We start from the raw sequence: 14,370 nt of genomic DNA on the forward strand, positions 1-14,370 counted from the left end.
CGGACGCGATCCGCCAGCGAGCGGCGTGCGCGGACGCCCGTCCGAACTTCTCACCGAAGTTCCCCAACCGACTACAGCCATGTCAGAATCAGATTCACAGCAACGGATAGCGGTCGTACTGCCAGACGGATCGGAGCTCGAGGTCGACGCCGGCGCGACGGTCGAGGACTGCGCCTACGAGATCGGGCCCGGGCTCGGAAGCGACACCGCCGCCGGCAAACTCGACGGCGAGCTCGTCGCCAAGGAGGCGCCCGTCTACGACGGCGCCGAACTCGAGATCGTCACCGACGGCTCCGAGGAGTACCTGCGCGTGATGCGCCACTCGGCCTCGCACTGCCTCGCGCAGGCGGTCGAGCGGCTGTACGACGACGAGGAGGTCAAGCTCGCGATCGGTCCGCCGACGGACGAGGGTTTCTACTACGACTTCGACAACCTCGAGATCGACGAGGAGGACCTCGCGGAGCTCGAGCGCGAGATCGAGGCGATCGTCGCCGAGGACTACGAGATCGAGCGCGAGGACGTCTCGATCGAGGAGGCCGAAGAACGGTTAGCCGACGAACCGTACAAGCTCGAGCTGCTCGAGGAGCTCGCCGACGAGGGAGACACCGTGAGCTTCTACAAACAGGGCGAGTGGGAGGACCTCTGTGCCGGCCCGCACGTCGACTCGACGGGCGAGATCGGCGTCGTCAAACTGCTCGAGATCGCGGGCGCCTACTGGCGCGGCGACGAGGAAAACGAGATGCAGACGCGGATCTACGGAACGGCCTTCGCCGAGGAGAGCGACCTCGAGGCGTTCCTCGAGCGCAAGGAGGAAGCCGAAAAACGGGATCACCGCCGGATCGGCTCGGAGATGAACCTGTTCTCGATTCAGGACGTCACCGGCCCCGGACTGCCGCTGTATCACCCCGCCGGGAAGACGGTGCTGAAGGAACTCGAGGACTTCGTCGAGGAGCTCAACCAAGACGCGGGCTACGACTACGTCGAGACGCCCCACGTCTTCAAGACGGATCTCTGGCACCGTTCGGGCCACTACGAGAACTACGCCGACGACATGTTCATCTTCGACGTCGGCGACGACGAGTTCGGGCTGAAGCCGATGAACTGTCCGGGCCACGCCGCCATCTTCCAGGACCAGTCCTGGTCGTACCGCGATCTGCCGATCCGCTACGCCGAGAACGGCAAAGTGTATCGGAAGGAACAGCGCGGCGAGCTCTCCGGCCTCTCGCGGGTCTGGGCGTTTACGATCGACGACGGCCACCTGTTCATCCGTCCCGACCAGATCCGCAGCGAGGTCGAGGAGATCATGGACATGATCACGGAGGTCCTCGAGACGTTCGACCTCGAGTACGAGATGGCGCTGGCAACGAGACCCGAGAAGTCCGTCGGCAGCGACGAGATCTGGGACCGCGCCGAGGACCAGCTCGAGGAGGTCCTCGAGGCCCGCGCCCACGAGTACGAGATCGAGGAGGGCGACGGCGCCTTCTACGGGCCGAAGATCGACTTCGCGTTCGAGGACGCGATCGGGCGCTCCTGGGACGGCCCGACGGTCCAGCTCGACTTCAACATGCCCGAGCGCTTCGACCTCGACTACGTCGGCGAGGACAACGACCACCACCAGCCCGTGATGATCCACCGGGCGCTGTACGGCAGCTACGAGCGCTTCTTCATGATGCTCATCGAGCACTTCGAGGGGCGGTTCCCGCTGTGGCTCGCGCCCGAGCAGGTTCGCGTGCTGCCGATCTCCGACGACAACCTCGGCTACGCCCACCGCGTCGCAAACGAGTTCGAGGAGTTCCGCGTCGAGGTCGATCAGCGCGACAGCACCTTAGAACGGAAGATCCGCGCGGCCCACGACGACCGGGTCCCCTACCAGATCATCGTCGGCGACAACGAGGAGGACGACGGCAACATCTCGGTCCGGGACCGCTTCGAGGACCAGGAGTACGACGTCGAGATCGACGCGTTCAGAGCGCACCTCGAGGCCGAGCGCGCGGAGAAACGGTCCGAACCCGACTTCCTGCAGGGCTGATCGGACGCCCGACGGCACCTCGAGACCGAACCGGTACGCCGTTCCAACGCAGTGGTAACGGATTCGGGCCGAAACCGGCTGGTTCGTTCGCACCCACACACCCACGTTTGTGGTCTTATCACACACTAAAACAGACCGAAATACCCATACTTGCAGCATCGTGCATACTAGTATGAACCGCGCCGAGAAGGCCGCCCTCCAGCTTCGGGCGGTCGACGTTCTGGGAATGTTGAAGGAGACGCGCACCTACGACGAGCTCGCCGCCGAGACGGGTCTTCCCGCGGGCGACCTCAACCGGTACGTCAACGGCCACGTCCTGCCCGGCACCGAGCGCGCCCGCGAGGTCGTCGACGACCTCGGCCGCGAGGCGCTGGCCGACGAGCTGGACGCCCGAATCAGCGTCGACGACGAGGGGTACGTCGACAACACGGCGACGGTGTTCGACCAGCCGTTTCTCGACCTCGCCGCACCGGTCGTCGCCAACGCCTTCGATTTCGACCGTCCGGATGTCGTCCTGACCGCCGCGACCGACGGGATCACGCTCGCGAGCGCGCTGGCGAGCTACTACGGTACCCGCTGTGCCTACGCCAAGAAGACCAAAGAAACCGCAGTCGAGGAGTTCATCGAGGCCCGCGAGCGGCTCCAGTCGGGGATCGAGCTGACCTACTACCTACCGGCCGCGGCGATCGACGAGGGCGAGTCCGTCCTCGTCGTCGACGACCTCATCCGGTCGGGCGAGACCCAGGAGCTCCTGCTCGACATCGTCGAGACTGCCGACGCCGACGTCGCCGGCGTCTTCGCGCTCATCGCGGCCGGCGACGACGGGATCGAGCGCGCCCGCGATCGGACTGACGCACCGATCGGTTCGCTGGTTTCCGTCTAACTACTCGTCGTCCCTCTCTAGCTACTCGTTTCGCTCGGCCTCGAGCTCGTCGAACAGCGCTCGGACGCGACCCCGCACGTCCTCACGGATCTCGTGAACCCGCTCGAGCTCTTTCCCGTGTGGATCCTCGAGGTCCCAGTCCCGGACGTCGGTGTCGGCATCGAGCTCGAGGGTCGAACAGCCCATCGTCGCGACGTAGTCGCAGGCCTCGAGCTCCGCATCGGAGACCTCCCGTGGCGTTCGGTCGGAGAGGTCGAACCCTTCCTCAGCCATCGCCTCGCGGACGACGTCGTGGACCGACTCGGCGGGGTGGGTTCCCCCGGAGACGATCTCGACCTCGTCTGCGAGGCCGCGCTCCTCGCGCTCGCGCTCGGCGTAGGCGGTCGCCATCTGGCTCCGTCCGGCGTTTTGCACGCACACCATTGCGATACGAGTCGGGTCGGTTTCCATACGCCCTCCTGCTCGAGGGGCCACCTAACGGTTCGTATGTTCGGCCCTGTGAGAACAGTAGTCACGGGTTCGGTTACGTACCGAGGACGATGCTAATCGGGTCGCCAGCAGCCGACTTCAGCGAACGATCGTCACCGGGACCGGCGAGCGTCTGGCGATGGTCTCGGCGACGCTTCCCAGGAGGATGCGACTGGCGCCGGTTCGACCGTGGCTGCCGACGACGATCTGATCGAACTCGTTGTCTTCGGCGTAGTCGACGATCGAACGGGAGATCCCGCCGACGATCTTGTCCGTTTCGATGGTCGCGCCGAGCTGACTCGCGTGTTCGGCCGCGTCCTCGAGGATATTCTCGGCTCGCGTCTCGTGATGATCCTGAATCTCGTCGTAGTTCGCCATCGCCCCGCCCTCGATCCCCGTCGCCGCGTAGAAGTCACCCGGATCGAGGACGTGCAGTGCCGTCACCGACGCTTTGGGATGTTCCTCGAGCGCGAACTCGAGGGCCTGTGTCGAGCGGTCCGAGTCGTCGATCGGAACGAGGATTCGTTTCGCCATGGGTCGGTGTACAGTTTCATCCCAAATAAGTACACCCCACGAACGGGTACGCAGTGGGGCGATTCTCGCCCTGCGAGCGGGGATCGTGGGACGATTTCGTCCCGCTCGCGGAGCCGCGGCTGTCGGCGTTCAAAGAATCGAAAATCGGGTTCGAGCCGGCGTTACTTCGCGCGGCCCTGGCCGCCCGTGTTGGACGGGCGGACCTTCTCGGCGCCCTTGCCGCGGTTGTTCAGCCCGCGGTTTGCCTTGCCGGCGTTCGTGAGGCCGCGGAACGCGCGGTTGGTGTGGGCGTCGTCGCAGATCCAGTTGAGATCGTCATCGTTCTGGATCGCGGGGTGTTCGGGATCCACGAGGATCACTTCGAACCACTTCTGCGAGCCGTCCTCGCCGACCCAGTAGCTGTTGAGCACCCGCAGGTTGGGGTACTTCCGGGAAACGCGCTCCTCGCCGATGCGCTGGATGTTTTTGCGCCGGCCGATCCGGTTGACACCCTGGCGCTTGGTTCGGCGACCAGCCTTGTGTCGCTGTTTTCGGGCCGTCCCCTTGCGGACGGAGACGCGAGTGACGATAATGCCCTGCTTGGCCTTGTAGCCGAGTTCGCGGGCCTTGTCGAGTCGGGTCGGACGATCGATTCGCTCGATCGCGCCCTGGTCGCGCCACTCCTGTTTGCGCTGCCACTGCAGTTCACCGAGTTTGCCGTCGTCGGGGTCCTTCCACGCGTCCTTGATGTGAGAGTAGAAGCTCTTTGCCATCGTGATCACTGCGGGCGTTTCCTGGTTCAACCCAGCGGGCCGGCCCCGCGGATCACATCCCGACCTGTGGGCGTCGATACCGAACAGGTGCCCGCCGGCGCCCGCGACCCAGCGAGTCGTCCTGATCTATCGGACTGCCGAGTATAAACGCTTCGAACCGCGACGAGGTCGCCCGCGTCTGCTGTTCCCTACGACCGATGTCTCCCCGCTCTCGAGCCGCTCACGCCGGTTCGAGCAGTTCGTACTCCTGGGAGAGGTCGTCCCAGAGCCGATCGACCGACTGCATCGATTCGAGCGACTCGACCCGGTGTCGTAGCTGCTCGGCCTCGGCCTCCGACGTCATCCCCTCGCTGACCGCCTCGTCGACGACGGTCTCGAGCACGTCCCGTTGATACTCGAGTGGTGTCTCGCTCATGCTATCTGTACCCACACTGGTCACCCTGTTAGTTATGAGATCCACTATCACCGTTGTTCTGTGTGAATAGTTGACTCGGAGCGATCTCCCCACGCGATCGGACTGCCCGTTCGGGAGGGAACAGCGACGGGGATCCTCGACTGGATCGGCCCCTCGAGACCGTCCGGGAGCGTACTGCTGACGCCCGTTCTCTCGATGTTTCTCGTGTGCAACGTTCCGGACCAGGCACCGGCGCTCGAGCCGAACGCTCCCCCCGTCGAACCGAACGAGCGAACCCACCGTTCCGCGAAATAAACGGTTATGAATCAACCATCGGTTGTCCTCGACGGATCCGACGAGTTAGACGACGCCGGCGCTCGAGTAGGTGGGACCGTTTCGATCCCTGAAACTACGTTTCGGTCGGAAAACGTATTGAATTCAGAAAACCGAGCCGGGATCTTTTTGTGACGGTTGTTTACAAGGAACCTGTCGACGGAGTCGGCACGAATCGTACCCGGGAGGTGTCGGAACGTACTCCCTGCTGAGTACCGAGCAGTGGGGATTCGTTACGGCGAATCCGTCGACGCCGTCCGTCTCCTCGCGGGGACCGTATAAGATCGAACCGACGACGACCGATCAAGAGATGACTCGAAATCACGCTATAGATTCGCACGAATCGTCACGAAATCGCGACGCATCGACCCGTCGACGGTTCCTCGCCGGAGCCGGCACCGCCGGGCTCGTCGGCGGGATCGGACTCACCGGCAGTGCGAACGCACTGCTCGGGGACGCGATAGCGGGCCTCACCAGCGTCGGCGACACGCTCGTCGACGACGCGCTCGACCTCGAGAGCGAGGAGAGCCAGGAGACGATCGTCGTCTTCGAGACCAACGAGGACGCCGACCGGTTGCTCGATCTCGACGTCCTCGTCGGCCCGTTCGCCGTCCTCCCGATGGCCTACGCCGAACTCACCGGCCCGCTGATCGAGCGGGTCGCGGGCTGGGAGGAAGTCCGGTACGTCTCCTCGAACTACGAACTCGAGTACCACAACGACGACGCCCGCACTGATACGGGAGCGGACCGAGTGGCAGCGGGCGAGGGGCTCGAGTCCGCCTACACCGGCGAGAGCGCCCACACTGTCGTCGTCGACTCGGGCGTCGACGGCGCCCACCCGGACCTCAAGGCGAACCTGCAGGCCAACTACCAGTACGTCGGCGTCCCCGAGGTCACCGACCCGCTGTGGTGGCAGGACGTCGGCCTCGTCGACAGCGACAACAGCGGCCACGGCACCCACTGTGCGGGCAGCGTCGGCGGCGACGGCTCGAAGAGCGACGGCGAGTACGCCGGGATGGCCCCCGACGCCGACCTGACGGTCTACGCCTGCGGCGCCGGTGGGCTGTTGGTCGTCTACACCGTCGCGGCTTACGACGACCTGCTCCGGCGCCAGCGCGAGGGCGACCACGACGTTCAGGTCGTCTCGAACTCCTACGGTCCCGTCGACGACGACCGACCGTTCGTCCCCGAGGACCCGATGAACGTCGCCACCTGGGAAGCCCACGAGGACGGACTCCTGCCGGTGTTCTCGGCGGGCAACAGCGGTCCCGAGAAGGGGACGCTGAGCCAGTACACGAAAGCGCCCCACGTCCTCGGCGTCGCGGCGACGGATGCCGACCGGACGGTGACGGACTTCTCTTCGCGCGGGCGTCCGCAGGACGGCTCCTGGGACCACGACAACTACGACCGCGAGTCGGCCTACGAGAACCTCACCGCGTTGTACGAGGGAGCCGACGAGGACGAGATCACCGGCCCCCTCGGAATCTATCGCAACGGCGTCGCCGCCAAGGGTGGCGACGTGGTGAGCACGCTCAATCCCGCCGATCCGCTCAACGTCGCCGAGCCGGACGAGGAGCTGTACTACGGACCCATGTCGGGGACGAGCATGTCCTGTCCCGTCACCGCGGGCTGTGCGACGCTGGTCGTCGACGCCTACCGCGAGTCCCACGGCGAGTACCCCGACCCGATGGACGTGCTGACGACGCTCGAGGCGACGGCCGTCGAGGACATCTACGACGACTACACCGCAGAATCGGTCGGCGCCGGCTACGTCGACGCGCTGGCCGCCGTCGAACGGGCCGAAGCGGGCGATCTGGCCGGCTTCGACGAGATCGAAATCGCTCCCGGAAGCGACGGGTAAACGAGCGCCCGCACGGCACCTCGTTCTCCGATCCCGCTACAGTTCGTCCAGAACCGCCGCGCCGTGCTCGAGCGACGCGGCGGGATCGGCGGGATCATCGTGCTCGTAGACGAGCCACTCGGCGCCGGCGTCCGCGGCGGCCTCGACGCAGGCCCGCACGTCGACGTCGCCCTCGCCGAGTTCGGCGAACGTCGGCTCCGCCCCGCTGACGTCCATGTCCTTCAGGTGGACGGTCCGGACCCGGCCCTCGAGTTCCCGGAGGCGCCCGGCCGGGTCGTCGCCGGCGGCGAGCGCCCAGCCGACGTCGAGTTCGATCCCGACGTCACTCGTCTCGAGGAAGCGCTCGAACGCCGACTTCTCGCCGAGCTCTACGTACTCGTGGTCGTGGTTGTGGTAGGACAGCGTCCAGCCATCGGCGGCGAGTTCGTCGGCCAGTGCGTCGAGGCGTTCGGCAGTGTCGTCGACCGCTTCCTCGGATTCGAACTGCTCGGGGTCGAGCCACGGAACGACGACGCCCTCGATCCCGAGCGGCCCGTAGGCCTCGTGGACGGCGTCCCAGTCGCCCTCGAGACGTTCGATCCCGACGTGGGGCGGCGCGACCTCGAGTTCGTACGCCTCGAGAGTTTCGACGATCTCGTCTGGATCGTCGTGTAGCGGCGAGTACTCCCCGGCGAACTGGACGCCGTCGTAGCCCGCGCCGGCGACGCGCTCGAGGACGTCGGTCGTCGAGTCCTCGAGGTCGCGAACGCTGTAGAGGTTGATCGCGGTCTGTGGCATGTGTCGGCCCACACGCTGGCGAAGTAATGAACTACCGATGTAGAAACCGGACGTCGTTACCGGTGGCCAAACTGGCCGTCGACTACCACTCGGCGACGCTGCCGTCGTCGTGGCGCCAGACGGGATTGTGCCAGTCGACGTCGCCGGCCCGCTCGCGGACGACGTCCTCGTCGATCTCGACTCCCAAGCCCGGGCCGTCGGGAAGGGAAACGTAGCCGTCCCGGTACTCGAAGACCGAGGGGTCCTCGAGGTAGTCGAGGACGTCACCACCCTCGTTGTAGTGTATGTCCAGGCTCTGCTCCTGGATGAGTGCGTTCGGCGAACAGGCGTCGACCTGAATGCAGGAGGCGAGTGCGATCGGTCCGAGCGGGCAGTGGGGCGCCACCGAGACGTCGTAGGCTTCGGCCATCGCCGCGATCTTTTTGACCTCCGTGATTCCGCCCGCGTGAGAGAGATCGGGCTGGATCACGTCGACCGCGTTCGACTCGAAGATCTCCTTGAAATCCCACCGGGAGTACATGCGCTCACCGGTCGCGATCGGAATCGTCGTCGCTGCCCGGATGTCGGCGAGCGCGTCGTTGTGTTCGGGGAGAATTGGCTCTTCGATGAACATCGGGTCGTACGGTTCGAGCGCTCGAGCCAGCCGACGGACCATCGGTTTCGAAACGCGCCCGTGGAAGTCGACGCCGATGTCGACCTCGCTGCCGACCGCCTCTCGAACGGCCGCGATGCGGTCGACGGCATCCTCGACGGCTCGCGGATTGTCGATCGGACGGATCTCCGGGGTGGCGTTCATCTTCAGCGCGCTGAACCCCGCCTCGACCTTCTCGCGGGCCGCGCCAGCGACGTTCTGCGGGCGATCCCCGCCGATCCACTGGTAGACGCGCACGCGGTCGCGGGCCTTCCCGCCGAGTAACTCGTATACCGGCGCGTCGAAGCGCTTACCCTTGATATCCCACAGCGCCTGGTCGACGCCGGCGATGGCCGACATGAGGACCGGTCCGCCCCGGTAGAAGCCGCCGCGGTACATCGCCTGCCAGTGGTCCTCGATCGCGCTCGGATCCTCGCCGAGCAGGTAGTTCTCGAGCAGTTCCTTGACCGCCGTCTTGACCGTCTTCGCCCGGCCCTCGACGATCGGTTCCCCCCAGCCGACGGTGCCGTCGCTCGTCGTCACCTTCAAAAACAGCCAGCGGGGCGGGACCTCGAACAGTTCGTAGTCGGTGATTCGCATAGTATCGTGAGTCCGCCGCGACGTTAGCTGCGTCGATGTCCGTTTCCACCACCGTGGCGGAGCCCACGGCCAAGAAACGGATGCTCCTCTCGAGCCAGCCGTCCGGTACGCGACGTTCTCGAGGTCGAACTCGAGCGATAATAAGAGAACGGGACGACAACGAGTGAGCACCGAGACGGGGACCGGGGCGATCGGCGGTCTGTGACGCCGGGGACTACCGATCGGAAACCGGGACCCGGCCGCGGATCGCCTCGGGAGCGATCCCGTTGACGGCCGCGAACACCGCCCCGAGGACCAGTCCGTAGACGAGGTGGCCGACCGCGAACAGGAGCGCTGCGAACAGCTCCGCCGCCATCCCGGGGACCGGAAGGAACGGCAGGGGGAAGGCCCCGATCCCAGCCCGCGTCATCGCGAGCGGGAAGATGAGCCCGCCGGCGACGATACCGAGGACCGTTCCGAAGACGATTCCGGCGATGAGATACTCCCGAAAGCTGCCGACGACGTCCTGGATCGACGGTCTCGTGACGATCGCCGCGAACGTCAGCCCGAACAGTACACTGAGTATCAGGTGGATCGTCCAGCCCGCGCCGACGTCCGCGGCCGGGATCGGCGCGAGGCCGCCGAGCAGTTCGATCTGGTTCCCGCCGAGATGGAGGACCACTCCCATCGCGATACCGCCGGCCAGACCGCCGGTGAAGCCGCCGCCCCAGCGACCGACGCCGTCGATCAATTGAGTGTTATTCTCTACCATGGTGGAAGTAGGAGCTTCTTCCAGAATAACCCTCTCATTGCCCCCGTACCGTGACTATCTCTCGGTCGGAGGGAACCGACGGAAATCGGGACCGGTGGCGGTTTTGTATAACTACATGAAGTTTATACTTCTGCGAGACGGGCGCTGACCGCTCCTCAAGGTCGACCACACTCGGGACGAAAGAACCGCTACTCGCGGACCGACTCGAAGGATCCGTCGGCGATCGAGGCCGCCAGATCGTCGCTCTCGAGGCCGTCGGGAACGTACTGGGGGTACTTCCGACGGAAGTAACCGAGCACGTTCTCGAGGTCGCGCTCTAAGAACTCGTCGGCGTTGGCGTGGTCGGTGGGCACCGCTTGCGGCCAGTCGAACACCTTTACGCCCTCTTCGTTGACGAAGACGTTGTACTCGCTCATGTCGGCGTGAACGTACCCCGCCTCGTACGCGCCCGCGATCTCGGTGACGAGCAGGTCGAACACGCCGAGCACCTGATCGGGCTCGAGTCTCGTCCGGGAGAGCTCGACACCGTCCATCTTCTCCATGACGATGGCGTGGCGGTTCTGATCAATCGGTCGGGGAACGGCGACGTCCGGATAGAGCTCCTCGAGGATGTCGTGTTCGCGCTCGGCCGCCTTGCGCGCGGTGTACATCCAGGAGACGTGATCCTTGTCGGAGGTGTAGTCGCGTTCCTTGTGGACCTCCCGGAAATTCGTGTACCCCTCGCGGTGGTATTTGAGCGCCAGGGGTTTGTAGGAGCGAACCTCGTAGACGTCGCTCTCCTTGCCGACGCCCAGCGGCGAGCCGAACTCGCTTATCGTCTCTCGCTCGACGAGCGCCCGCAGCGCGAGCGCATCGTACCCCTCGAACTGGAGGGTGTACCCCTCGTACTGGATCGTCTTCTTCTCGACGAGCCCGCGTTTGAGACAGCGCTCGAGGCGGTAGTCGACCTCTTCCTCGGTCAGATTGGCGAACTTCGGGATCTTCTCCCGCTGGACCCACTCCGAGAAGCGCATTCCCTGCTCCACGCCCGAGAGGAGATAGAAGTCTTCTTCCTCGAGCTCCGGCAGTAACTCGGCGACGTTCCGCACCATATAGTCGCCGTACCCGCCGTGTACGTAAAAACGTCGTGACGCGTTCCGACGTCACTACCCGCTCTCGTATACGACATAGTGCGATACAAAACCCGTATGGCGGATCTGCATTGCAGAACTCCTCGCCCCGGTTCGACGAGGATCGGACCTCGTTCCGGCCGAGCTATTATCCGTGTGCATCGATGTACCCTTCCCAGCCATGGCTGCATACCCCCGACGGGATGCGGAGTCCATTGATGTTGAATCGGAACGCGTTTCATCGGTTCCATCGAACGAGGGAGTGACCTCGAGACGCCGTTTCCTGACGGCTGCAGTCGCCGGTTCGGCCACCGCACTCGCCGGCTGTGCGGAGCTGGCCGACGGAACCGACTCCCTGCGCGTAAGCGTCTGGAGCGGTCACTACGCCGATCGGTTCGAGGAGTCCGTCGTCCCTCGCTACGAGGACGAACACGACACCGACCTCGAGATTCAGCGTGGCTGGGACGACATCCTCACGGACATCCGGAACGCCCCGGAGGACGAACCGCCGTTCGACGTTACGGTTGCCGAGGGAAACTTCTACTACTACGGCCGGCAAGACGATCTCTTCGAGCCGATCCGCGAAGAGAACGTCCCGAACCTCGACGGCGTGATGGAGTTCTACCGGGAGATGCGCGATACGGAGTACGGAGTGCCGGTCGACGGCTCGCCGTGCGCCGTTCTCCACCGCGAGGACGCCGACGTCGAACCCGAGAGCTGGAGCGAGTTCTCCTCGGCCGCCCGGGACAGCGACGGCGTCGGCGTCGACACCGGGTTCTGGTGGTACCGCCTCTACGCCGCCGCGATCGGGATGGACGACGCCGAGGGCGCCGAGGAGATGCACGACGAGGAATTCCACGACGACGTGCTCGCGGAGGTCGAATCCTGGAACGTCGAGGGATGGGCCAGTTCGGGCGAGGACGTCTGGCAGGACTTCGAGAACGACGTCATCGACGTCGCCCAGTGGTACTACGCCTCGGTCGCGTACGATATCGACGACTACGACGGGATAACCTACACGATGCCCGAGGAGACCACCGGCTGGTTCAACAACTGGTGTGTCGTCGAGGGCACGAATCAACGAGACGAGGCCGAGGAGTTCCTCAACTTCCTGCTCGACGCCGAGGTCCAGTCGGAGTGGTCCGAACACGCGCCGCTGGCGTTCAGCAGCGAGGACATCGAGTACGCCGAGGGTCTCGAGGACGACCTCCCGACGACGACCCAGGAGGCTGAAAGCATCGCCTTTCCCGACTGGGAGTACCTCGCCGAGCACGACGATGACCTCTCGGACGCGGTCACGGATATTCAGACGAGTTCCTAGGACGGCACGCGAGCGGCCGAGCTTCCCCGTCGTCCGTCGCAACCGCTTTCACCCGCGCGGTCGATCCACACGGTATGACGACGCTTGCCGACCGCGACTGGCGGCTCATCGCCGACGAGCCCCGCGAGGGAGCGACACAGATGGCTCTCGAGGAGATCGCCGGACGCACCGCGCTCGAGGACGACCTCCGGACCGTTCGGGTCTACTCCTGGGAGCCGAGCACGCTCTCGCTGGGCTACCGGCAGGAGCCCGACTCCGTCGACTGGGAGTACTGCGAGCGAGCGGGGATCGACGTCACCCGCAGACAGACCGGCGGCGGCGGGATCTACCACGACCGCTACGCCGACATCTCCTACACGATCGTCGCTCCCGCCGAGGAGGTCCCGGGCGATCTGATGGACTGTTATGCGCTGTTCTGCGAGCCGATCCTCGAGGCGTTCGACCGAATGGGAATCGACGCGGACTTCGCAGGTGCCGAACAGGCGTCGATCTACTACCCCTCCTGCTATCTGCGGGATATCAACCCGGCCCACGACGTGGTCGCACCGGCGAGCGCGGGCGCGGACGCGAAGAAACTCAGCGGCAACGCCCAGTACCGCCAGCGAGACGTCGTGATCCAGCACGGCTCGTTGTCCTACGATCTCGAGCCGAACCACCACGTCGACGTCTTCGACAGCGACGTGACTGCGGAGACGTTCGTCAACCGGGTCACGAGCATTCGCGAGCAGACGAGCCTCGACCACGAGACCGCCGTCGAGACCGTCGCCGACTCCCTTCGGGAGTGGTGTGGGGCGACCGACGGCGAGTGGCGCGAGGACGAACTCGAGGCGGCTCGCGACCTCGCCGATCGGAAGTACGGCGCCGACGCCTGGGTTCGGGATCGGGAGGTCCTCGAAGCCAGCGAGCAGTAGGACGGTTCCGTTCCTCGAGACCCGACTCGAGGCGCTTCGCTCGCCGAGTCGCGAGCGCCGAAGCGCGTAGCGTCGGTCCGTTACCCCTATCACGAACCGGTACTGACTGCCTGCCATGAAGGTCGGCGCACACGTTTCGATCTCCGGCTCGCGCGTCTCCTCCGACGACGAAACACCGCCCTACGGCGACATCCGCAACGCGGTCCACCGCCAGGTCGCCTTCGGCGGCAACTGCGGGCAGGTCTTTACCACGTCGCCGCAGGTCTGGGCCCAGCCCGAGATCGGCGACGAGGCCGCCGCGGGCTTTCGCGAGGAGAGCGACGAACTGCTCGAGGGGCCGTGGGTGATCCACTCCTCGTACCTGGTTAACCTCTGTACGCCGAAAGACGACCTCCGCGAGAAGTCCAAAGAGAGCATGCAGGCCGAACTCGACGCCGCCGAGAAGCTAGGCATTCCGTACGTAAACGTCCATCTGGGCGCGCATACGGGAGCGGGCGTCGAGGGCGGCCTCGACAACGCGGCGAGTCTCATCGACGAACTCGACGTTCCCGACGACGTCCAGATCCTCATCGAGTCCGACGCCGGTAGCGGCACCAAGCTGGGCGGCGAGTTCGCCCACCTCGCGGGCATCATCGACCGCACGGACGAGGAGATCGGCATCTGCATCGACACGGCTCACACCCTGGTCGCAGGTAACGATCTGACGACTCCCGAGGCGGTCGACGAGACCGTCTCCCGGTTCGACGACGAGGTCGGCCTCGAGCACCTCGAGTACATCCACCTCAACGACTCGAAACACGACGTCGGCACCCACAAGGACGAACACGCCCTCATCGGCGAGGGGTACATCGGCGAGGACGGCATCCGCGCCATCGTCAACCACCCCGACCTGCGGGAGCTGCCGTTCGCACTCGAGACGCCCACCGAGGACGGGAAAGGGTTCGCCTGGAACATCGAGAAGACGAAGGAACTCCGCGACGACGCGTAAACGCCCGGTTCGACGTCGCTCGGAACCG

14 protein-coding genes are annotated in these 14,370 nt (G+C 65.3%); 6 read left to right on the forward strand and 8 right to left on the reverse strand.

Going from position 1 to position 14,370, the window contains the following annotated elements:
• Nucleotides 1-79: 79 nt before the first annotated feature.
• Together thrS and ACFEMD_RS03085 are read left to right on the forward strand one after the other, a co-directional pair.
• Nucleotides 80-2,029 carry a threonine--tRNA ligase gene (gene thrS, locus ACFEMD_RS03080; RefSeq protein ID WP_394739421.1) on the forward strand — a complete coding sequence of 650 codons (1,950 nt, stop codon included), beginning with the start codon at nt 80-82 and terminating at the stop codon, nt 2,027-2,029.
• Nucleotides 2,030-2,201: 172 nt separating this feature from the next.
• Nucleotides 2,202-2,912: a phosphoribosyltransferase family protein gene (locus ACFEMD_RS03085; protein ID WP_394739422.1), complete on the forward strand. Its 711-nt coding sequence runs from the start codon at nt 2,202-2,204 to the stop codon at nt 2,910-2,912.
• 21 nt (nt 2,913-2,933) lie between these two features.
• Here ACFEMD_RS03085 and ACFEMD_RS03090 read toward each other — a convergent pair whose 3' ends face one another.
• From ACFEMD_RS03090 to ACFEMD_RS03105, 4 genes are all read right to left on the reverse strand, one after another.
• The gene (locus ACFEMD_RS03090) at nt 2,934-3,362 is read right to left on the reverse strand and encodes an arsenate-mycothiol transferase ArsC (RefSeq protein WP_394739423.1); all 429 of its coding nucleotides are present in this window, start codon (nt 3,360-3,362) and stop codon (nt 2,934-2,936) included.
• A 117-nt stretch (nt 3,363-3,479) separates the two neighbouring features.
• Entirely contained in the window at nt 3,480-3,914 is a 435-nt protein-coding gene (locus ACFEMD_RS03095; RefSeq protein WP_394739424.1) for a universal stress protein, read from the reverse strand.
• 161 nt (nt 3,915-4,075) lie between these two features.
• Nucleotides 4,076-4,666, reverse strand: a complete 591-nt coding sequence (locus tag ACFEMD_RS03100) for a 50S ribosomal protein L15e (RefSeq protein ID WP_005556697.1) — start codon at nt 4,664-4,666, stop codon at nt 4,076-4,078.
• A 220-nt stretch (nt 4,667-4,886) separates the two neighbouring features.
• The gene (locus ACFEMD_RS03105; RefSeq protein WP_394739425.1) at nt 4,887-5,081 is read right to left on the reverse strand and encodes a hypothetical protein; all 195 of its coding nucleotides are present in this window, start codon (nt 5,079-5,081) and stop codon (nt 4,887-4,889) included.
• Between the two features lie 622 nt (nt 5,082-5,703).
• Between ACFEMD_RS03105 and ACFEMD_RS03110 the strand changes: the two genes are divergently transcribed.
• Nucleotides 5,704-7,254 (forward strand): S8 family peptidase, encoded by a 1,551-nt coding sequence (locus tag ACFEMD_RS03110; RefSeq protein ID WP_394739426.1) that lies wholly within the window; start codon nt 5,704-5,706, stop codon nt 7,252-7,254.
• A 36-nt stretch (nt 7,255-7,290) separates the two neighbouring features.
• Here ACFEMD_RS03110 and ACFEMD_RS03115 read toward each other — a convergent pair whose 3' ends face one another.
• The 4 genes from ACFEMD_RS03115 to ACFEMD_RS03130 form a co-directional block, all read right to left on the reverse strand.
• Complete coding sequence (locus ACFEMD_RS03115) at nt 7,291-8,031, reverse strand: sugar phosphate isomerase/epimerase family protein (protein ID WP_394739427.1); 741 nt, start codon at nt 8,029-8,031, stop codon at nt 7,291-7,293.
• A gap of 82 nt (nt 8,032-8,113) precedes the next feature.
• The gene (dgoD, locus tag ACFEMD_RS03120) at nt 8,114-9,262 is read right to left on the reverse strand and encodes a galactonate dehydratase (protein WP_394739428.1); all 1,149 of its coding nucleotides are present in this window, start codon (nt 9,260-9,262) and stop codon (nt 8,114-8,116) included.
• Between the two features lie 214 nt (nt 9,263-9,476).
• On the reverse strand, nt 9,477-10,013 hold the full coding sequence (locus tag ACFEMD_RS03125) for a hypothetical protein (protein ID WP_394739429.1): 537 nt from the start codon (nt 10,011-10,013) through the stop codon (nt 9,477-9,479).
• A gap of 188 nt (nt 10,014-10,201) precedes the next feature.
• Nucleotides 10,202-11,104 carry a serine/threonine-protein kinase RIO2 gene (locus tag ACFEMD_RS03130; RefSeq protein WP_394739430.1) on the reverse strand — a complete coding sequence of 301 codons (903 nt, stop codon included), beginning with the start codon at nt 11,102-11,104 and terminating at the stop codon, nt 10,202-10,204.
• A 199-nt stretch (nt 11,105-11,303) separates the two neighbouring features.
• Between ACFEMD_RS03130 and ACFEMD_RS03135 the strand changes: the two genes are divergently transcribed.
• The 3 genes from ACFEMD_RS03135 (at nt 11,304) to ACFEMD_RS03145 (ending at nt 14,342) form a co-directional block, all read left to right on the forward strand.
• The gene (locus ACFEMD_RS03135; RefSeq protein WP_394739431.1) at nt 11,304-12,443 is read left to right on the forward strand and encodes an ABC transporter substrate-binding protein; all 1,140 of its coding nucleotides are present in this window, start codon (nt 11,304-11,306) and stop codon (nt 12,441-12,443) included.
• 74 nt (nt 12,444-12,517) lie between these two features.
• On the forward strand, nt 12,518-13,354 hold the full coding sequence (locus ACFEMD_RS03140) for a lipoate--protein ligase family protein (RefSeq protein WP_394739432.1): 837 nt from the start codon (nt 12,518-12,520) through the stop codon (nt 13,352-13,354).
• A 115-nt stretch (nt 13,355-13,469) separates the two neighbouring features.
• A complete protein-coding gene (locus tag ACFEMD_RS03145; protein ID WP_394739433.1) occupies nt 13,470-14,342 on the forward strand; it encodes a deoxyribonuclease IV in 873 nt (290 codons plus the stop codon).
• The last annotated feature ends 28 nt before the right edge of the window (nt 14,343-14,370 follow it).

It is taken from the genome of Natronococcus roseus (assembly GCF_043677095.1).
GTDB classification, from domain to species: domain Archaea; phylum Halobacteriota; class Halobacteria; order Halobacteriales; family Natrialbaceae; genus Natronococcus; species Natronococcus roseus.